The 18,090-nt window shown below is 67.4% G+C and carries 16 protein-coding genes and 1 pseudogene; 7 read left to right on the top strand and 10 right to left on the bottom strand.

Features of this window, described 5'->3' with window-relative positions; genetic code table 11:
* The first annotated feature begins 6 nt into the window (after positions 1–6).
* Positions 7–1,698, top strand: coding sequence for an MmpA family trehalose lipid delivery protein (locus LI92_RS08090; protein ID WP_046317884.1), 1,692 nt, complete (start codon positions 7–9; stop codon positions 1,696–1,698).
* On the opposite strand, the gene LI92_RS08085 is transcribed toward LI92_RS08090, so the two are convergent.
* The 6 genes and pseudogenes from LI92_RS08085 to LI92_RS08065 all read right to left on the bottom strand — a co-directional run bounded on the left by LI92_RS08085 (position 1,695) and on the right by LI92_RS08065 (position 6,767).
* Positions 1,695–2,474, bottom strand: a complete 780-nt coding sequence (locus LI92_RS08085) for a PhzF family phenazine biosynthesis protein (protein WP_046317882.1) — start codon at positions 2,472–2,474, stop codon at positions 1,695–1,697. The genes LI92_RS08090 and LI92_RS08085 overlap by 4 nt on opposite strands.
* Entirely contained in the window at positions 2,475–2,900 is a 426-nt protein-coding gene (locus tag LI92_RS08080; RefSeq protein ID WP_046317880.1) for a thiol-disulfide oxidoreductase DCC family protein, read from the bottom strand. It abuts the gene before it with no gap.
* A gap of 23 nt (positions 2,901–2,923) precedes the next feature.
* A pseudogene (locus LI92_RS24300) lies at positions 2,924–3,138 on the bottom strand (fumarylacetoacetate hydrolase family protein); the annotation flags it as partial.
* A gap of 58 nt (positions 3,139–3,196) precedes the next feature.
* Positions 3,197–4,885 (bottom strand): bifunctional 3-(3-hydroxy-phenyl)propionate/3-hydroxycinnamic acid hydroxylase MhpA, encoded by a 1,689-nt coding sequence (gene mhpA, locus LI92_RS08075; protein WP_046317878.1) that lies wholly within the window; start codon positions 4,883–4,885, stop codon positions 3,197–3,199.
* Positions 4,882–5,910, bottom strand: a complete 1,029-nt coding sequence (locus LI92_RS08070; RefSeq protein ID WP_046317875.1) for a VOC family protein — start codon at positions 5,908–5,910, stop codon at positions 4,882–4,884. Before LI92_RS08070 ends, mhpA begins: the two co-directional genes overlap by 4 nt.
* Positions 5,907–6,767 (bottom strand): alpha/beta fold hydrolase, encoded by an 861-nt coding sequence (locus LI92_RS08065; protein ID WP_046317873.1) that lies wholly within the window; start codon positions 6,765–6,767, stop codon positions 5,907–5,909. The genes LI92_RS08070 and LI92_RS08065 overlap by 4 nt, the downstream gene beginning before the upstream one ends.
* Positions 6,768–6,963: 196 nt before the next feature.
* Here LI92_RS08065 and LI92_RS08060 point away from each other — a divergent pair, with 196 nt between their 5' ends.
* Positions 6,964–7,614 carry a TetR/AcrR family transcriptional regulator gene (locus LI92_RS08060; RefSeq protein WP_046317871.1) on the top strand — a complete coding sequence of 217 codons (651 nt, stop codon included), beginning with the start codon at positions 6,964–6,966 and terminating at the stop codon, positions 7,612–7,614.
* 58 nt (positions 7,615–7,672) lie between these two features.
* Here the strand turns inward: LI92_RS08060 and LI92_RS08055 are convergent, their stop codons facing one another.
* The gene (locus tag LI92_RS08055; RefSeq protein ID WP_046317868.1) at positions 7,673–8,827 is read right to left on the bottom strand and encodes a glycosyltransferase family 4 protein; all 1,155 of its coding nucleotides are present in this window, start codon (positions 8,825–8,827) and stop codon (positions 7,673–7,675) included.
* 113 nt (positions 8,828–8,940) lie between these two features.
* On the opposite strand from LI92_RS08055, the gene LI92_RS08050 reads away from it, so the two are divergent.
* The 3 genes from LI92_RS08050 to LI92_RS08040 all read left to right on the top strand — a co-directional run bounded on the left by LI92_RS08050 (position 8,941) and on the right by LI92_RS08040 (position 12,072).
* On the top strand, positions 8,941–9,708 hold the full coding sequence (locus LI92_RS08050; protein ID WP_046317866.1) for a class I SAM-dependent methyltransferase: 768 nt from the start codon (positions 8,941–8,943) through the stop codon (positions 9,706–9,708).
* A gap of 54 nt (positions 9,709–9,762) precedes the next feature.
* On the top strand, positions 9,763–11,235 hold the full coding sequence (locus LI92_RS08045; RefSeq protein ID WP_046317864.1) for an aldehyde dehydrogenase: 1,473 nt from the start codon (positions 9,763–9,765) through the stop codon (positions 11,233–11,235).
* 66 nt (positions 11,236–11,301) lie between these two features.
* Positions 11,302–12,072: a hypothetical protein gene (locus LI92_RS08040; RefSeq protein WP_046317862.1), complete on the top strand. Its 771-nt coding sequence runs from the start codon at positions 11,302–11,304 to the stop codon at positions 12,070–12,072.
* Positions 12,073–12,097: 25 nt separating this feature from the next.
* On the opposite strand, the gene LI92_RS08035 is transcribed toward LI92_RS08040, so the two are convergent.
* From LI92_RS08035 to LI92_RS08025, 3 genes are read right to left on the bottom strand one after another with little or no spacing between them, the layout of a single operon-like run.
* Entirely contained in the window at positions 12,098–13,933 is a 1,836-nt protein-coding gene (locus LI92_RS08035; RefSeq protein ID WP_046317860.1) for an acyl-CoA dehydrogenase, read from the bottom strand.
* Positions 13,934–13,984: 51 nt separating this feature from the next.
* On the bottom strand, positions 13,985–14,611 hold the full coding sequence (locus LI92_RS08030; protein WP_046317857.1) for a S1 family peptidase: 627 nt from the start codon (positions 14,609–14,611) through the stop codon (positions 13,985–13,987).
* Positions 14,611–15,477, bottom strand: coding sequence for an arylamine N-acetyltransferase family protein (locus tag LI92_RS08025; RefSeq protein WP_046317856.1), 867 nt, complete (start codon positions 15,475–15,477; stop codon positions 14,611–14,613). Before LI92_RS08025 ends, LI92_RS08030 begins: the two co-directional genes overlap by 1 nt.
* Positions 15,478–15,620: 143 nt before the next feature.
* On the opposite strand from LI92_RS08025, the gene LI92_RS08020 reads away from it, so the two are divergent.
* Both LI92_RS08020 and fadD12 read left to right on the top strand, forming a co-directional pair.
* Entirely contained in the window at positions 15,621–16,361 is a 741-nt protein-coding gene (locus tag LI92_RS08020; protein ID WP_286134938.1) for a 1-acyl-sn-glycerol-3-phosphate acyltransferase, read from the top strand.
* Positions 16,362–16,366: 5 nt separating this feature from the next.
* Positions 16,367–17,998, top strand: coding sequence for an acyl-CoA ligase FadD12 (gene fadD12 / locus LI92_RS08015; RefSeq protein ID WP_046317852.1), 1,632 nt, complete (start codon positions 16,367–16,369; stop codon positions 17,996–17,998).
* Positions 17,999–18,090 lie beyond the last annotated feature (92 nt).

Here is an 18,090-nt window from a genome sequence, read left to right as displayed (position 1 = left end):
TCCGCGGTGGTGCAAGCCAGGCGCTGGTGGGCGCCGTGCTATGCACTCGGCCTGACGCTGCTGATTCTGGCGCCCCTGCTGCGGCCTGGGTATCTGCTGCTGCGGGACGCGGTTTCCACGCCGCGGTCCTACCTGACCGAGGCTGCCCTCGGGCTGAGCGAGTCGGCACCACGAGCGGTTCCGCAGGACTTCGCCGTCGCCCTGGCCTCCCGGCTGGCCGACGGCGGCATCGTGGTCAAAGCACTGCTGGTGGTGGGTCTGTGGCTGGCTGGCTGGGGAGCCGCACGCCTGGTCGCCATCGTCGCACCCGAAGCCGGGCTGCCCGGTCAGCTGATCGCGGTCACCGTGGCGATCTGGAACCCCTATGTGGCTGAGCGGTTGCTGCAGGGCCACTGGAGTCTGCTGGTGGGCTTTGGCTGCCTGCCGTGGGCGGCGGTGGCGATGCTGGGGCTGCGCTCCGGGGCGAGGGGACTGTTCGGCTTGGTGTTCTTTCTGGCGTTGGCCGGGCTGACCCCGACCGGCCTGGTGCTGGCCACCGTGGTGGCGCTGGTGTGTGTCGCGGCGCCCGGCGACGGGCCGCCGCGCTGGTGGTGTGCCCTCAGCGCGATGGCGATCGCCACGGCAGCTGCCCTGCCCTGGCTCACGGCGCTGGTGCTGAGCCCGGGGTCGGCGCACGGCGAATCGGCCGGGGCGGCGGCGTTCGCGGCCCGCGCCGAGCCGGGTCTGGGCACCCTGGGAAGCCTCGCCGGGCTCGGCGGAATCTGGAACTCCGAGGCGGTCCCGGCATCACGGACCACCGGCTTCGCACTGCTGGCCACCGTGGTGTTCCTGGCGGTGCTGGGGTTGGGCTGGTCGTCGGTGCGGGACCTGCCTGCGGTACGGCCACTGCTGGCCCTGGCCGCAACGACGGTGCTGGCCTTCGCCCTGCTGGCCACGGGCCCCGGTGTGGCCCTGCTGCGCTGGGCTACTGACATCGCGCCCGGACTCGGAATTCTGCGCGACGGCCAGAAGTGGGTGGCGCTGGCGGTGCCGGGCTACGCGCTGGCCGGAGCGGGGGCGGTGGTGGGCCTGCGCAACCGGCTGCCGCCGGCCCGAGCGGCGCTGGTCTGCTGCGTCGCGCTGATCGTCGTCCTGCCGGACCTGGCCTGGGGCGTGGCCGGCCGGGTGACACCGGTGCACTACCCACCGGGGTGGGCGGCGGTGGCGGCCAAGATCAACGCCGATCCTCGTCCGGTGGCCGTGCTGCCCGCCGACACCATCCGCCGGTTCCCCTGGGCGGGTACCGCCCCGGTACTGGACCCGCTGCCCCGTTGGGTGCGCGCCGAGGTACTCACCACCGGCGATCTGATGGTCGGCGGGCAGACCGTGCCCGGAGAGGGCGCTCGCGCGCGGACGGTGCAGGAGGCGCTGTTGTCCGGCGCCGAACCGGCTGCGCTCGGCGTCAAGGGCGTGGGCTGGGTTGTTCGAGAGACCGATGCGCAGGGCGAGATCGGTGCTGCGGAAAAGACTCTGACTCGGCTTCCGGTGGCCTACCGGGATGCGGATCTGACGGTGTACCGGGTTGGCGGCCATGCCCCGAAGGTGCCGACCGGGCCGCGGCGGGCTGCGACAGCTGCGCATCTGGTCTGGCTTGCGATGCTGGCGGCGGGCGCGGCAGGTCTGGCGGCGGCGCCGTTGCGCCGACGCCTGCGCGGTTAACGGCGAAGTTCCCCACTGAAGACGGTCACCGCGTGCCCGATCAGCAGGACACGGTCGCCGTCACGGCGCACCCGCAATCGCCCACCTCGCGGCGAGGCCTGTTCCGCCGTGAATTCCTCGACTCCGAGACGCCCGCCCCACAGCGCGGCAAGGGTGCAGTGCGCCGAGCCGGTCACCGGATCCTCGGACAGCCCGAAGCGGGGTGCGAACACCCGGCTCACGATGTCGGCGTCACCGTCACCGACTGCCGTAACCACGACGGCACGCACGTCCACCTTCGCCAGCGACGCCGTGTCCGGCGCGAGCGCCCGGACTTCGGCAGCTGACCCCGCTTCCACGACCACGTCCAGGCTGCCCCGCCACACCGAGCGGATGCTCACCCCGGGCAGGCCTGCCACCAGCTCCGCAGTCGGCGACTCGCCGCGCACGGGGTCCGCCGGAAACGCCATCCTGATCGCGCCGTCGGAATCCGTCGTGCAGGCCAGCAAGCGATCGCCCGCCCGGAAGGACTGGTCCCCGCCCAAGACGTGAGCACTGGCCAGGGTTCCGGAGCCGCACAACGCCAATTCGGCCACCGGACTGAACCACCGCAGGACTCTCGGACCGACCCCCTCCTGAGCTGGGCCGATGAAAGCGGTTGCCGGGCAATTGAATTCTGCTGCCACCGACTGCATCCACGAGGTGTCGGCCAGACCGTCCAACAGCACCACGCCGGTGGGGTTCCCCCGGAACCTGACCGCCGTGAACGTGTCGACTACAAATGCCGGAACGGACACCTAGGCATCCAGGAAACGGGCACGCACGTCGGGCCCCGGGATGGGGCAGGTGTCGTACCGACCGCCCCACCGATAGCGCACCGCGGCAAAGCGGTCGTAGAGCCAGTCACGCAGTCCCGCCGGGATGAGGCGGGCCGCCAGCAGCAGCCGGAAGGGCCCACCCAGATAGCTCAGAACCCGCAGGGCGGCCGCCGAGCGCACGTCGATGCGCTCGTCGGGCCGGCCCGGGTTGTGCACGAAAATCATCGAGTCGATGTCGCCCAGCCCCGGGTGGCGCGCGATGACCGCGCACGCGAAATCGCTGTCCAACGATGCGAATCGCAGCGTGCCGCGCCGGTCGAACCGCAGAATGCTCTGCACCGACCGATTGCAGATTCCGCAGACACCGTCGTAGAGAAGCACAGGATCTGGGTGGTCGTCGGTCATCGGGGCACCTCCGTATTGTCAGCTCAACCCGCCGCCAGTATGGAGCAGGTGCGGTCCTGGGCGCGCCTCACGGGCGTGCGCTGGGCTCCCAGGTCGATGGAGCCGTCGTCCGTCGCGACGGTGACCTCGACCAAATCGCCCTCATGAAGGTATTGGGAGTTCTTGGCGCGGACAGTGCGGCGCCCACCGGCGTTCCGGTCAGGACGAGGTCGCCGGGCGCGAGGTCTTTGAAGCGGGAGCGGCCATCGACGCTGCTGGTTGCCTCGACGTGGTCACCCGACCGGGGCACTTCCGCATCAGCCTGCATTCGCCGCGACCGTGGGCCGATGGTCGGTCAGGCCAAGTTGGTCACGCAGCCTTCGAGTCAGCGCGGCACCATCGGCGTCTGCGCCGAACACGAACTTGTCCGGCCTGAGCACGACGAGTTCACCCTTGCCAATGCGGTGGCGTCGAAGCCACCCCGTCATTTCCCCGGTCGTGTCTTCGAGGTCGACCAGACCCATGCGCCGGATTCCACGACGGGCGGTCCCTTGGGGACGCGCTCCCGGCGCATACAGCGTGACGAACGTGGCGCCAACCTGATCCCAGGCGGCCAGGTCACCCTTGAGCACGTCGTGGGGATCGATGCCAATGCCGACGACGGTCCAGCCGATGCCGACGGCGTCATCGAAGCGAATCAGTCGGCCGTCGTACTGGCGGACCATCGGCTGGGGCGACAGACTGCCTTCCGCTCCCAGAAACCGGCGGGGCATACCGACGTAGGTTCCAGACTTGAAGCGCGGCTTGGGCTTCATTCCCGCCCGCTCGAGCCACCCGGCAAGAAACGGCGTGTGCAGCGCAGCCCACATGACGGCATCGCGAGCCTTGGCCGTAATCGGGTTCTTGACCGAGACAATCGACTTGTTGAAGACCGACAGCGCAATCATCGCCTTGGCGTGCGGCTTGCGCTCGGCCTCGTAAGTGTCGAGTAGGTCGGCGCTGGCGCCGTGACGGAGGACCGCTTCGAGCTTCCACGAGAGGTTGTCGGCGTCACGCACGCCGGCGTTCATGCCCTGGCCGATGAACTGGGGAGTCATGTGGGCAGCGTCGCCTGCGAGCAGGATGCGGCCCACGCGCCACCTGTCTGCGGTCACGGCATTGAAGGTGTAGACGAGTTGGCGGCGTACCTCGACTTCGTCCACGTCGACGTATTTGCCGATCAGTTCACGCACGGTTTCGTCGGATGCAAAGTGTTTGTCGTCGTCGGAATCCTTGAGAGCGAACTCGAAACGGTGATGGCCGCCCGGCTGCGGGCAACTGACCACCGGCAGACCTGGGTCGCATACGAAGTCGAAATACGGCAGATGCGCAAAGGCCTCGACGCCTTCTTTGGCCCTGAGATCGACTACCAGCCAACGCTCGGGGAAGCTCTTTCCGCTCATTTCGATCCCGAGGTTGGTACGGATGACGCTGCGACCGCCGTCGGCGCCGATCAGATATGAGACCCGACAGGTTTCTTGCGTCGTGGTGTCCACTTGGTTCTCACGACGACCGTAACCGCTGCCGGTGGCGGCCGCGTGGACGACGTTCACTCCGTCCTCGTCCTGGCTGAAGTCCACGACCTCGCGGCCGCGTCGAAGCTCGACGGCTGCGTGGGCCTCGAGTAACTCTTCGAGCTTGGTCTCCATGTATGGCTGGTACAGGAAGTTCACGATCGGCCACCAACGGGGGCGCTGGATCTCGCGGAACTGGATGAGGATGCTGCCGTCCGCCTTGACCCACTGAACGGCGGAGTCGACATTCATGTCAGCGTGGATCTCGTCGGCAACGCCGGCAGTCTGGAAGGCGCGGAGGGTTTCGTCGTCGGTGTAGACGGCACGCGCGTTGCCATAGAATTCCGGCTCGCGCTCCAGCACCAGCACGCTCAGTCCCCGGCGTCCGAGCAGGTGCGCCAGCGTGAGACCGGTAGGTCCGAGACCCACGACGGCGACGTCGTACCGATTCATGGGATTGCTCCACTGAGTTCCGGGACACGGGTTTCGGGCTGGCAAGCGTTGACGGCGGCCTGCCGGATTTGACCGAGTCTGTCCAAGACGCCACCACTGACCGTCTGGTGACCCCACATGCTGATGCCCTGGTGGGTGAGAACTTTCCAGGACTGCTCAAGCTCGGGTGTCACGACAATCGGTTTCCAGCCCACTTCAAGCTCGAAACCGGACGGAGTGACACAGTAGAACGACAGCTCCTTGTCGTTGGTGTGCTGCCCGACCGACCACGCGATCCGGAATCCCTGTTCACGAACCCGCTGGTAGGCGCCGAGCATGTCTTCGAGCGTGGCGGCCTCGATGTTGACGTGCTGCACACGCGTGCGGATCGGATCGATGTTCAATCCCCGAGTGTTGGCCACGGCGATCGAGTGGTGACGTTCGTTGACACGCAGGAACCGAATCTTCACGGACAAGCCGGCCATGGTCTCATCAATGAAGTCCGAAAGCCGGGAGTCGAAAACGGTGTTGTAGTAGCCGTGGACGCCGACCGGGTCCCGCGAGGTGAGTGCCACGTGCCCCATCCCGCTGGCCCCGGTGACGAAGCCGGTGTTGATCATCCGCAACGGCTTCGTCGTCGACAACGGCTCAGTGAATACCTCCTGTGCGATTCCTTTTGGGCCGGCGAAGCGCCATAGCCGCTCGACACCACGTAGCGCTGTTTCCTCCGGTGTGCCCTCGGCGATCGGCACCCCACGTTCGGTGACACGTCTGATGATCCGGTCGAGCGTCTCGTGGTCGTCCGCCTGCCAACCGATCGCCATCAGATCTTCAGCGGGCCCTCGCTGGATCAGGAGCCGACACTGGTGCTCATCGAGGCGGAACCGCAGGGCGTCGGCAGTCAGCTCATCTACGTGAAGGCCGATGGCGTCCGCACCGAAACGGTGCCAGTCGCGGATGCGTCGGGACTCGACGACGACGTACCCCATGTGGACCGCGCCGAAGACGCCGCCATCGGTGTTGGGCTGCCCAAACGGAAGGCTCATGCTGCACCGCTCAGGAACGCTACGGCCAGGTCGTTGAACAGATCGGCCCGCTCCCACTGAGCCCAATGCCCGGTGTTCGCCGCGATGTACAGGTCACAGCTCTTCATCGTCCGCGCCAGCAGCGGCCCTCCGGATGGTCGATTGACCTTGTCATCGGCTCCCCACACCACCAGAGTCGGGACTTCACAACGCGCCAACCTACGGTCGCGGGTGAGGTCCATCTTGAACAGAGCCGACAGACCCGCCGGGCGGCGCAGCGGCGGCGAGGCGACTACTTCGGGCTGGACGCTGGCCGCATAGCGCAGGTCGATCAGCTCGTCGGGAACCACGGACCCGTCGAATACCAGATATTCGCGGATGAAAGACGCGAGCTTCGCCCTGCTGGCGCCATCGCCGCCGTAGTAGCCAAGAAGTGCGTTCAGCCCCTTGGTCGGCAGACCACGAGTTGTGCCGATGCCACCGGGACCCATCAAGATCAGCCGGTCAACCCGGTCGGGCCGATCAAGCGCGAGACGCAGGGCGGCCGCGCCCCCGTAGGAGTTGCCGACGAAGTGCGCGCGATCTATGCCGAGTTCGTCAAGCATCAGTCGCATCGCCGTGGCCAGATCGCCGAACGGGTCGGAGAAGTCGAGTTCCTTCGACGAAGCCCCGTAGCCCGGCATGTCCGGGACGATCACCCGGAACCGCTGAGCGAGAGCGTCGATGTTGCGCACGTAGTTGGAGGCGCCGGTGGCGCCTGGCCCGCCGCCGTGCAGAAGTACGACGGGTGGACCTTCTCCGGCTTCCGTGACGAAGAGCTCACGGCGACCGGCCGCGACCATGTGCTCTGTGCGGTGGACAGCTTCAGTGGCGGTCATGGGGCACCCTTCCAGCAGGTAACTGATGAAATCATCAGTTATGCGGCTCGCGCCTGTCAAGACATTTCTGATGATTTCATCAACTACGTCCGCTGCGCCTCAGGCCCGGTCGCGACGGCAACCGGCGCCGCCCGCTGTATGTGACATCATTTGTGATGGATCCATCAGCCACACGGCGAGCGTCAAGGAGTCCCTGGTGCCCTCAACTCAAGCCCCGTTGCGACTTGATCGCCGGAAAGCCAAGAGTCGGGCCGCGCTGGTGAACGCGGCGCGCGGCTTCCTGGCACAGAACACGACAAACGTCAGCATTCTGGAGATCACCGCGGCCGCGGATGTTGGTTTTGGAACGTTCTATAACCACTTCACCACGAAGGACGAGCTGTTCACCGAAGCAGTTGCGGTCGTGCTCGACGAGTGGGGCGAGTTGATAGATCTCGCCGTCGCGGGCCTGCAAGACCCGGCCGAGATCTTTGCGCGCAGCTTTCGGATTGTCGGCCGAGCCCAGCGACTGATGCCCGAAGCCGTTCGCGTGCTCTTGAACGCCGGGATGTCGATATTGGTCACCGAACGTGGCATTCGCCCAAGGGCACTGGCCGATCTTCGCCGCGGGATCGAACTCGGCCGCTTCGCGATGCCCGATGCCGAGACTGCGGTCATGCTGGCCGGTGGAGTGCTCCTGGCCCTGATGCAACTCTTGGAGAGTGCCCCTACCACAGATGCCGCAGCGACCTCGGACCTCTACGCCGAAAAACTCCTGGTGATGCTGGGCATCGAGCAGTCAGAAGCCCACGCCATAAGCACAAGCGCGCTGCCGGAGATGAAGTCGCTGAGCGGCGATACCGCCTGATCGCCGTCGGCCGGTCTCTGATCCGTGAGGACAGGCCGACGCTCTGACAAGTTCCCGTTCACACCACGCCGCTGATATAGCGCCGTTCTCGGACCGCTGTCAACACCGCCTGCAGCCCCTCGGCGCTTTGCCGCCAGGAGAATTCGGCACTGCGGGCCTGCGCCTTGGCGCCGAGTTGCTCGCGCAGCACCGCGTCGGCCAGCAATCGCCTGAGTTGCTCGACCAGCCCGTCCCGGTCGTCGACCAGCATCCCGGTGACCCCGTCGACTATCGAGTCCGACAACCCGCCGGAGGCCCGGTAGCCGATGGTGGGCACGCCGTGCTGGCCCGCTTCGATGACCGCCAACCCCCAGCCCTCCTTGCGAGAGGGCAGGACATGGACCCAGGCCCGTTGCACCAGTTGGTGCTTGGTGACCTCATCGACATGCCCATGGAAGGTCACCACGTCGGTGATCTCGAGCTCCGCGGCGTACTGCACCAGCCGGTCTGCCCACCACCCCCCGCCGATGACGTCGAGGTGCAGGTCCGGGATACGGCCGCGCAGTGCCGCCACGGCCTCCAACGCATCCTCAATCTGCTTGTGCGGAACCAGGCGCGACAACACCACCACCCGCGGCGCCGGCGAGCGCGGGTGGGTCAGCGTGGCGGGCGGCGCCTCGTCGAGGCCGTTGCGCACCACCGCGATGCGCTCGGCGCCCACACCCAGTTCGACCAGGTCGCGCAGCGAGGGCAACGACACCGTCACGTACTGATTGCGCCGGTTGAGCCACGGCGAGAGCCTCGACTCGACCATCCAGCCGATCCGGCTCAGCACCGGCCCGGCTACCGGCCACTGTTCGCGGTGGCAGTGATGCACCAGCATCGCGACGCGGCGTCCGTAGATCAGGCGCGCCAAAAAAGGCAGCCCGTTCTGGGTGTCGATCACCACGTCGGGCCGCACGCCCCGCAGCGGTCCCAGGCCGACGCGAGCCGCCGCCATCACGGCCAACGCCCAGAGATACACCGTGTACGGGCCGCCGCGGCGGCTGATGCGCACCCCGTCGACGACCTCGTGCTTGGGCGCCCCCGGATAGCGGGCGGTACGCAGGGTGACCGCCACGCCGGCAGCGGCCAGCTCGGCACCGATGCGCTGCAGGTAGGTCTCACTGCCGCCGCCCTGCGGATGACCGGTGTCACGCCAGCACAGCAGCAGGACCGAGCGCACAGCAGACACGCCGACCAGCGTAGTCGGCCCGCTCGCCGCGTCCCGCCGAATATGCGGGCAGGAAGGGCGGGGCGGGCCGGTGGGCGCCGGGGTCGGGCGACGGCGGGGCCTACGCTGGCCCGGTGGCTGCCACCGACCTGTTCGCGCGACACGCGACGCTGGGCCGTTCGGTGCGCCTGCTGTCCCAGTTCCGCTACGAGCAGACCGCACCGGCACGGTTCTACGGTGCGCTGGCCGAAGACACCGCTGCCATGGTCGCCGAGCTGTGGCGGGGGTTCCACGGCGACGAGCCGGCCGGAAAGACACTGCTCGACGTCGGGGGCGGACCGGGCTACTTCGCCAGCGCGTTCGCCGGCGCCGGGTTGCGGTACATCGGCGTGGAACCCGACCCGAACGAGATGCACGCGGCCGGACCCCGTCCCGCCGGCGGGGTGGGCAGGTTCGTGCGGGCCTCCGGGATGGCCCTGCCGTTCGCGGATGCCAGCGTGGACATCTGCCTGTCCTCCAATGTCGCCGAGCATGTGCCGCGGCCCTGGCGACTCGGCAATGAGATGCTGCGGGTCACTCGGCCCGGTGGCCTGGCGGTGCTCTCCTACACCGTGTGGCTGGGTCCGTTCGGCGGCCACGAAATGGGGCTCAGCCACTATCTGGGCGGGCACCGGGCCGCCCGGCGCTATACCCGCCGGCACGGCCACCCGCCGAAGAACAACTACGGCTCGTCATTGTTCGCGGTGTCGGCCGCCGCGGGGCTCGACTGGGCCCGCCACACCGGCACACTGGTGGCGGCTTTCCCCCGTTATCACCCGCGATGGGCCTGGCCCATGACGAAGGCGCCGGGCATTCGCGAGTTCGGCGTGAGCAACCTGGTGCTGGTTCTGCGACCGAACTGAACGATTGACTGCAACGTGTTCTAATCCGTGCGCCGGCTAGGTAGGGTGGCGCCCATGACCGACTCCAGCATCACCGAATACGACACCCTCTTCATCGGCGGCAAGTGGACCGCCCCGTCCACCGATCAGGTGATCGAGGTTCGCAGCCCGGCCACCGGCGAGTATGTCGGCAAGGTGCCGCTGGCGGCCAAGGCGGACGTGGACAACGCAGTCGCGGCGGCGCGTCGCGCGTTCGACTCCGGCCCGTGGCCGTCGACCCCGCCGGCCGAACGCGCCGCCGTGATCGCCGCCGCGATCAAACTCATGGAAGAGCGCAAGGAGCAGTTCACCCGCCTGTTGGGCGCCGAGACCGGCCAGCCCCCCATGAGTGTCGAGACCATGCACTGGATGAGCTCGCTGGGCGCCCTGAACTTCTTCGCCGGTCCCGCCGTGGACGAGGTCAGCTGGGAAGAGGTTCGCACCGGCGCCTACGGTCAGACGATTGTGCGCCGCGAGCCGATCGGGGTGGTCGGTGCGATCGTGGCGTGGAACGTGCCGCTGTTCCTCGCGGTCAACAAGCTGGGTCCGGCCCTGCTGGCCGGCTGCACGGTGGTGCTCAAGCCGGCTGCCGAGACGCCGTTCAGCGCGAACCTGCTGGCGCAGACGTTCGCCGACGCGGGTCTGCCCGAAGGTGTGCTGTCGGTGGTGCCGGGCGGCGCCGAGACCGGTCAGGCGCTGACCTCCAACCCGGACGTGGACATCTTCTCCTTCACCGGCAGCTCGGCGGTCGGCAAGGAGATCGGCAAGCGCGCCGCGGACCTGCTCAAGCCGTGCACGCTGGAACTGGGCGGAAAGTCGGCGTCCATCGTGCTCGAGGACGTCGACCTGGCGTCGGCGATCCCGATGCTGGTGTTCTCCGGGATCATGAACACCGGGCAGGCGTGCGTTGCCCAAACCCGCATCCTGGCGCCGCGATCTCGCTACGAGGAAGTGGTCGAGGCCGTCAAGAACTTCGTCGCCGCGCTGCCGGTCGGTCTGCCGGACGACCCGGCCGCCCAGATCGGTGCGCTGATCAGCGAGAAGCAGCGGGAGCGCGTGGAGGGCTACATCGCCAAGGGCATCGAGGAGGGGGCGCGGCTGGTCTGCGGCGGCGGTCGTCCCGAGGGCCTGGAGTCCGGCTTCTTCGTCGAGCCGACCGTCTTCGCCGACGTGGACAACTCCATGACCATCGCCCAGGAGGAGATCTTCGGTCCGGTGCTGTCGATCATCGCCTACGACTCCGAGGACGACGCGGTCGCGATCGCCAACGACTCGGTGTACGGACTGGCCGGCAGCGTGTGGACCTCCGACGTCGAGCGCGGGATCGAGATCGCCAAGAAGATCCGCACCGGGACGTACGGAATCAACTGGTACGCCTTCGACCCGTGCTGCCCGTTCGGCGGTTACAAGAACTCCGGGATCGGCCGGGAGAACGGCAAAGAGGGTGTCGAGCACTTCACCCAGCAGAAGAGCGTGCTGATGCCGATGGGCTACACCCTGGACGCCTGATCCGGCACCGGCCCGCCCGGGTTCACCTGCCGTTGCTGCAACGGTAAGCCCCTATACTGCCGTTCTGTGGGCGTGCTGTTGTGGTTTGCACCCTGGGGGCTGTACTGGGTGCTGGTGGGAAATGCTCCGCCGGTGATCGCCGCGGCGGTGGCGCTGGCCGCCGCGCTGGCCGCCGCGGCCACCGCTCGTGAGCCGTCGCTACGGGTCCTGGCGGGCGGGGCCCTGGCGACGTTCACACTGCTGGCAGTGCTGCCGTGGGGATTTGCCGCAACACACAACTGGCTGCTGCCGTTGAGTTTCGCCGGCCTGTTCGCGACGCTGCTCATCGGCGTCGCCCTGCGCAGATCCGCGGTGGAAGCCGTCGCCACGGCCGACGTGGTGGCACCGGTGGTGCAATCCGAGCTGTTCGCGCCCCTGGTGCAGCGGCTGACGTGGGTTTGGCTGGGTGCGCTCGCGACAATGACGGCCGTCGCGGCGGTTCCCCCGATCGCGCTGGCGGAATCCGCCTCGCGCCAACCGGACGATCCGCTGATCTACCTGTGCTGCTGGGTGATTCCGTTTGCGATTCTGACCGCGACGGTGATCGGGTCGCGCCTTTTGGCCGACCGGATGACCGCCGGGTTCGGCGATGCAGTGCGTAAGACCAGCTTCGTCGCCTTCGTCGACCTGGAGATCGATCAGCTGTATTACCTTGCCACCGAACACGCCAACCGCGAAGTGGGCCCCGGCGAGGAGGCCTACAGCGTCACCGTCGGCACCAAGGGGACACCGTTGGTCGGTGACGAGACCCGGGTGTCGTGGCCTTCGACCTACAAGGTGCGCCAACGGCGCGGCTGAACCCCGGCTGCGCTGACCGATCGCCTCAGAAGGCTTCCTCGGGCAGGTCCATGAGTGCGAGGTCCTCGGTCTCCACGATGCGTCGATCCACACCGAGGCGGGGTAAAACGTTGGCGGCGAAGAACTTTGCCGCACCCACTTTCCCCTGGTAGAAGTGCGCGTGCTCGCCGGCGGCCCCGTGGTCGAGGGCAGTCAGGGCGACCTCGGCCTGGCGCAACAGCAGCCACCCGATCACCAGGTCGCCGACGGCCAGCAGGAATCGCACCGAACCCAGGCCCACCCGGTAGAGCTCGCGGGCCTGCTGCTGCGAGCCGAACATGTATCCGGTCATGGCGGCCACCATGGCCCGCGTGTCATCGAGCGCGGCGGCCAGCTGCTTTCGGGATTCGGTCAGTTCCTCTCGGCCGTCGGCACTGTCGAGGAATTCCTCGATCTGAGCGATCAGGTGCCCCAGGGCCACACCGCGATCGCGGGCGATCTTGCGGAAGAAGAAGTCCTGGGCCTGGATGGCGGTGGTGCCCTCGTAGAGCGAGTCGATCTTCGCGTCCCGGATGTACTGTTCGATCGGATAGTCCTGCAGGAAACCGGAACCACCGAAAGTCTGCAGCGCATCGGTCAGATACTGGTAGGCCCGTTCGGATCCGACGCCCTTGACGATCGGTAGCAGCAAGTCGTTGACTCGTGCTGCCATCTCGGCGTCGGCGCCCGAGACCTGCAACGCCACCTCAGCGTTCTGGTGCGCCGCGGTGTAGAGGTACAGGGCCCGCATCCCCTCGGCGTAGATCTTCTGCATCATCAGAGCACGCCGCACATCCGGGTGGTGGATGATCGTCACCCGCGGCGCGGTCTTGTCGGTCATCTGCGTCATGTCCGCGCCCTGAATACGGGTTTTGGCGTATTCCAGCGCATTGAGATATCCGGTGGACAGCGTAGCGATCGCCTTGGTTCCCACCATCATTCGCGCATACTCGATGACGTGGAACATCTGCGCTATCCCGTTGCGGGTGTCTCCGACCAACCAGCCTTTCGCCGGGACGCCGTGCTGGCCGAAGGTCAGTTCGCAGGTGGTCGAAACCTTCAGTCCCATCTTGTGTTCCAGTCCGGTGACGAACACCCCGTTACGCTCGCCGGGTTCCCCGGTCTGGGGATCGGGCAGAAACTTCGGCACCAGGAACAGGCTCAGCCCCTTGGTGCCCGGCCCGGCGCCCTCGGGACGAGCCAGGGTCATATGCATGATGTTCTCGAACATGTCGTCGGTGTCGCCGTTGGTGATGAACCGCTTCACCCCGTCGATATGCCAACTGCCGTCGGGCTGCTCGACGGCCTTGGTGCGGCCCGCACCGACATCGGAGCCGGCGTCCGGTTCGGTGAGAACCATGGTGGCGGCCCAGTTCCGGTCGACCACCATCGACGCCCAGTGCCGTTGCTGCTCGTTACCCAGGTCGTAGAGGATGTTGGCGAAGATCGGACCGGCCATGAACATGAACACGGCGGGGTTGGCGCCCAACGCCAGTTCGTTGATCGCCCAGGACACCATCGATGGCGCCGGCACCCCGCCGACTTCCTCGCGCAGGCCGATGCGGAACCACTCGCCCTCCCGCCAGGCCCGCATCGACTCCTTGAAGGGTTCCGGCAGCGACACGCTGTGTGTGGCCGGGTCGAACACCGGCGGGTGACGGTCGCCGTCGGCGAATGACGCCGCCACGGGCCCCTCGGCGAGCCGGGCGGCTTCTGACAGCATCTGACGGACGGTGTCGCCGTCGAGATCGCCGAACGCGTCGTCGGCCAGGCATTTCTCCAGGTCGAGCATCTCGAAGAGGTTGAATTCCAGGTCCCGGACATTGCTCTTGTAGTGACCCATAACTCCAGAATGCACCTGCAGACGCGCAGGTCGGGTGGAATTGGGCAGCTTCTAACGCGCTACGTGTAATCCCCACTGGCGAAGGAACGGGTCCAGCAGGACGAAGTCGGTGGAGTAGTCGTCGTCCACCGGTCCGCCCATCAGCAGACCGACCGCGCTGACGGTGCCGTCCGGGTTGACCACATAGCCGGGACTGCCGCTGTCGCCGATGGTGCTGTATAAATCCGTCTCCACCAGGTTGCCGATGATGGCGCTGACAGGACCGCAGGTTTCACCGGTCTGGGCACCGATCTTGCAGATCGTCATCCCTACGTGAATCTGGTCGGCGGTCAGCACGTTGGCCACCGGGTAACGGCCGGCGATTCTGGGGTTAGGCCGACCCGCCGCCGGGTCGAGCCGGATGATCGCGGCGTCGCGGTCCTGCCCGTTGTCTTCGCTCGCGGTGATACGTCCCAGCGGCGTCTCGAAGGCGTCGGTCCATTCCGACCCGTCGTGCGAGTCGCAGTGGCCGCTGGTCAGCAGGTAATAGTCACCCTCGTCGTTCTGGGTGACGAAACCCGCTGTGCAGCTGCTGTTGTCGTCCAGCAGTTCGATGCCCGGCATCGGGGCGGCCGAGGCCACACCGGCCAGCGCCACGCCCGCCGACGCCACCACGGCCGCCGCTACGAACCTCGCCATCAGGTGTCCAGCACCGCGGCCACGGCGGCTTCGATGTCGCCCAGTCCGGTCAGATCGATACCGAAGCGTTCGGCCAGCGCGGCACACACCTGTGCGGCGTCGCCGAACCTGACCCGCTCGGTGCCGCCGCCGGCGTGGATGGCCAGGTTACGCCCCCGCAGGTTCCAGCGCGCGTCATCGGTGACCAGTGCCGCGCTGAGACCGACGACGAAGTTCGACTCGGGGTAAGTGGACACGTACCAGCTGCCCACCTGCATGTCGATCAGTGGCCTTGGCTGCATCGCCAAGACATACAGGGGCCGCCAGCGCTGACCGATCAAGGTCTCCAACACGTAGTCGGCGCCGTGCTCGCGCACCCGGAACGGCTCGTGGGAGGTCTGTTGGACGGCATCGGGGACCAGGGGGATCGGTGCCGTCGGGGTCTGCCCGCCGAACCCGACGTCGACCAGATACCGCTGATCCGAGCCGGGGATGGTCACCGCCAAAGCCTGGTGGGTCTGGGGGGGCGGCGGCCCGTCCAACCCCTCGGGAGTCATCCACACCACCCGTGCGGCCAGCCGCTGGGTGCCGAACCCGAGTTCGTCGAGCACCTCGAACATCAGGTTGTTGTGCTCGTAGCAGTAGCCGCCCCGCGCTCGGGCGACCAGCTTGGCGGTCAGCGCCGCCGCGCTGAGGTCGATCACCGGAACTCCGGTCAACGGGTCGAGATTCTCGAACGGGATGTGTCGGACGTGCGCGGCCACCAGGGCGGCCAGGGTCTCCAACGTCGGCTCGGTTGCACCGCGGTATGAGACACGGTCGAAGTACGCCTGCAGGTTGATACGGAACTCCCCTCGGGGGCCGGACAGTGCGCTGATGTTATCCATTCGCGGGTCAGAGCCGGTAGCATGGGCAAAACTGGAACACGTTCCAATTAAGGGGGTCGAGGTTGGACACGCCGGACGACGACCGGTCGCACGACTCGGCCGGGCCTGTCACGAAATGGGACCCGGGCCTGACCGAACGCGTCATGGGTCTGCTGCGGCCGTTCATCAAGGGCTATCACCGCGCCGAGATACGGGGCTTGGAGTCGTTCCCCAACGGCGGCGCCCTGGTGGTCTCGAACCATTCCGGCGGCCTGTTCCCCATGGACGTGCCGGTGTTCGCCACCGGGTTCTACGACACCTTCGGCTACGAGCGTCCGGTGTACACGCTGAGCCATGACCTGATGTTCACCGGCTACACCGCCGACTTCTTCCGCAAGACCGGCTTCATCCCGGCGAACCATGCCAACGCCGACGAAGCCCTGCGCTCCGGTGGTGTGGTGGTGGTCTTCCCCGGCGGTGACTACGACGTCTACCGGCCCACCCTTGCCGAGAACACGATCGACTTCGGCGGGCGCAAGGGCTATATCCGCGCCGCACTCAACGCCGGCGTGCCCCTGGTGCCGACCGTCGCGATCGGCGGCCAGGAGAGCCAGCTCTACCTGTCACGCGGCACCGGGCTGGCCAAGGCACTGCGCCTGGACAAGCTGCTGCGGGCCAAGATTCTGCCGATCTCGTTCGGTTTCCCCTTCGGCTTTTCCGCGGTGCTGCCGGTCAACGTGCCGCTGCCCACCAAGATCGTCATGCGGGTGTGCGAGCCGATCGATATCGTCGCCGAGTTCGGGGCAGACCCCGACGTCGACGTCGTCGACACCTATGTGCGCGCCGTCATGCAGGACGCGCTGGATCAGCTCGCCCGCGAGCGCCGTCTCCCGATCCTGGGCTGACCGGCATGGCCCCGTTGGACTCGCTGAACCGGGTCGGCGCGATGCTGACCACTTTCACCCGCGTCGGGCTGTTGGCGCCGCTGCGCCCCGACAAGTACGTCCGGATCGCCGCCGCGGCAGTCCGCGAGGGCGGCACCACCACCACCGGGATCGCCATGGCGGCCCAACGGTGCGGCGATCGGCCGGCGGTCATCGACGAGCGCGGCATGTGCACCTACACCGAACTCGACCGGCGCTGCGACGCCCTGGCCGCCGGATTGCAGGGGCTGGGGGGTCGGTCGCCGCGAGCGATCGCGCTGATGTGCCGTAACCATCGCGGCTTCATCGAGGCGCTGGCGGCCGCCAACCGGATCGGCGCCGACGTCCTGCTGCTCAACACGAGTTTCGCCGGTCCCGCCTTGGCTGAAGTCGTGGCCCGCGAAGGCGTTGACCTGATCATCTACGACGAAGAGTTCACCGCGGCAGTGGATCTGGCCGTTCCCGCCGACTCGGGGCGCACGCGGGTGGTGAGCTGGGCCGACGGCGAGATCGCGGGATTGACCTCCGACGAGCTGATCGACGCCAACGCCGGGCGCCGGCCGGCGAAGCCGTCCCGCTCGGGCAAACTGGTGATGCTCACCTCCGGAACCACCGGCACCCCCAAGGGGGCGCGCCGCTCCGGGCGCGGCGGTGGCGGCGTCGCCGACCTACAGGCCATCTTCGACCGGATCCCCTGGCACACAGAGGAATCGGTGGTTATCGCCGCCCCGATGTTCCACGCCTGGGGTTTCTCGCAGCTGGCATTGGCGCTGACGATGGCCTGCACGGTCATCACCCGCCGCAAATTCGATCCCGAGGCCACTCTGGAATTGATCGAGCGGCATCAGGCGACCGGGCTGTGCGTGGTACCGGTGATGTTCGACCGGATCATGGCGCTGCCCGACCAGGTTCGGGCCAAATACCCCTGCAGGTCACTGCGTTTCGCCACAGCGTCCGGGTCGCGGATGCGACCCGACGTGGTGACGGCGTTCATGGATGCCTTCGGCGACGTGGTCTACAACAACTACAACGCGACCGAGGCCGGCATGATCGCGCTGGCCACCCCGCAAGACCTGCGGCACTGTCCCGACACCGCCGGACGGCCGGCGCCGGGCACCGAGATCCGGATCCTGGACGGCGATCTCGCCGACGTTCCGCAGGGATCGACCGGGCAGATCTTCGTTCGCAACTCCTCGCAGTTCGACGGCTACACCGGCGGGGAGTCCAAGATGTTCCACGACGGGTTCATGGCATCCGGCGACCTGGGCTACCTCGACGAGGCCGGAAGGCTGTTCGTGGTGGGCCGGGACGACGAGATGATCGTCTCCGGCGGCGAGAACGTCTATCCGATCGAGACCGAGAAGGCGCTGACCAACCATCCCGCCGTCGCCGAGGCCGCCGTCCTGGGTGTGGACGACGCCGAATACGGGCAGCGCCTGGTGGCCTTCGTGGTGTTGGAGCCCGGCGCCTCGGCCTCGGTTGAGGAACTCAAACAGCACGTCCGCGACAACCTGGCCGGGTACAAGGTTCCGCGGGCCATCACCATCATGGACGCGTTGCCCCGCAACAACACCGGCAAGGTATTGCGTCGCGAGTTGCAGGCGCTGGCCGCCGACTAGGCTCCTAGGTGTTGTGACCTCGGAGGTTGTTGACGGCGTGCCTGCTTGAAATGGGGAGGACCTCCTGACGGAGTGGATGTGTCTGGCATCTA

Origin of the sequence: Mycobacterium sp. UM_Kg1 (genome assembly GCF_000972925.1) — a bacterium.
GTDB lineage: Bacteria > Actinomycetota > Actinomycetes > Mycobacteriales > Mycobacteriaceae > Mycobacterium > Mycobacterium hiberniae.
This window is presented reverse-complemented; position numbering and strand designations above follow the sequence as displayed.

Bases quoted from the DNA above. Each gene is read 5' to 3' on its own strand.
- LI92_RS08080 (WP_046317880.1), bottom strand. From the start codon at position 2,900: ATGACCGACGACCACCCAGATCCTGTGCTTCTCTACGACGGTGTCTGC.
- mhpA (WP_046317878.1), bottom strand. From the start codon at position 4,885: ATGAATCGGTACGACGTCGCCGTCGTGGGTCTCGGACCTACCGGTCTC.
- LI92_RS08070 (WP_046317875.1), bottom strand. From the start codon at position 5,910: ATGAGCCTTCCGTTTGGGCAGCCCAACACCGATGGCGGCGTCTTCGGC.
- LI92_RS08065 (WP_046317873.1), bottom strand. From the start codon at position 6,767: ATGACCGCCACTGAAGCTGTCCACCGCACAGAGCACATGGTCGCGGCC.
- LI92_RS08045 (WP_046317864.1), top strand. From the start codon at position 9,763: ATGACCGACTCCAGCATCACCGAATACGACACCCTCTTCATCGGCGGC.
- LI92_RS08035 (WP_046317860.1), bottom strand. From the start codon at position 13,933: ATGGGTCACTACAAGAGCAATGTCCGGGACCTGGAATTCAACCTCTTC.
- LI92_RS08030 (WP_046317857.1), bottom strand. From the start codon at position 14,611: ATGGCGAGGTTCGTAGCGGCGGCCGTGGTGGCGTCGGCGGGCGTGGCG.
- LI92_RS08025 (WP_046317856.1), bottom strand. From the start codon at position 15,477: ATGGATAACATCAGCGCACTGTCCGGCCCCCGAGGGGAGTTCCGTATC.
- LI92_RS08020 (WP_286134938.1), top strand. From the start codon at position 15,621: ATGGGTCTGCTGCGGCCGTTCATCAAGGGCTATCACCGCGCCGAGATA.
- fadD12 (WP_046317852.1), top strand. From the start codon at position 16,367: ATGGCCCCGTTGGACTCGCTGAACCGGGTCGGCGCGATGCTGACCACT.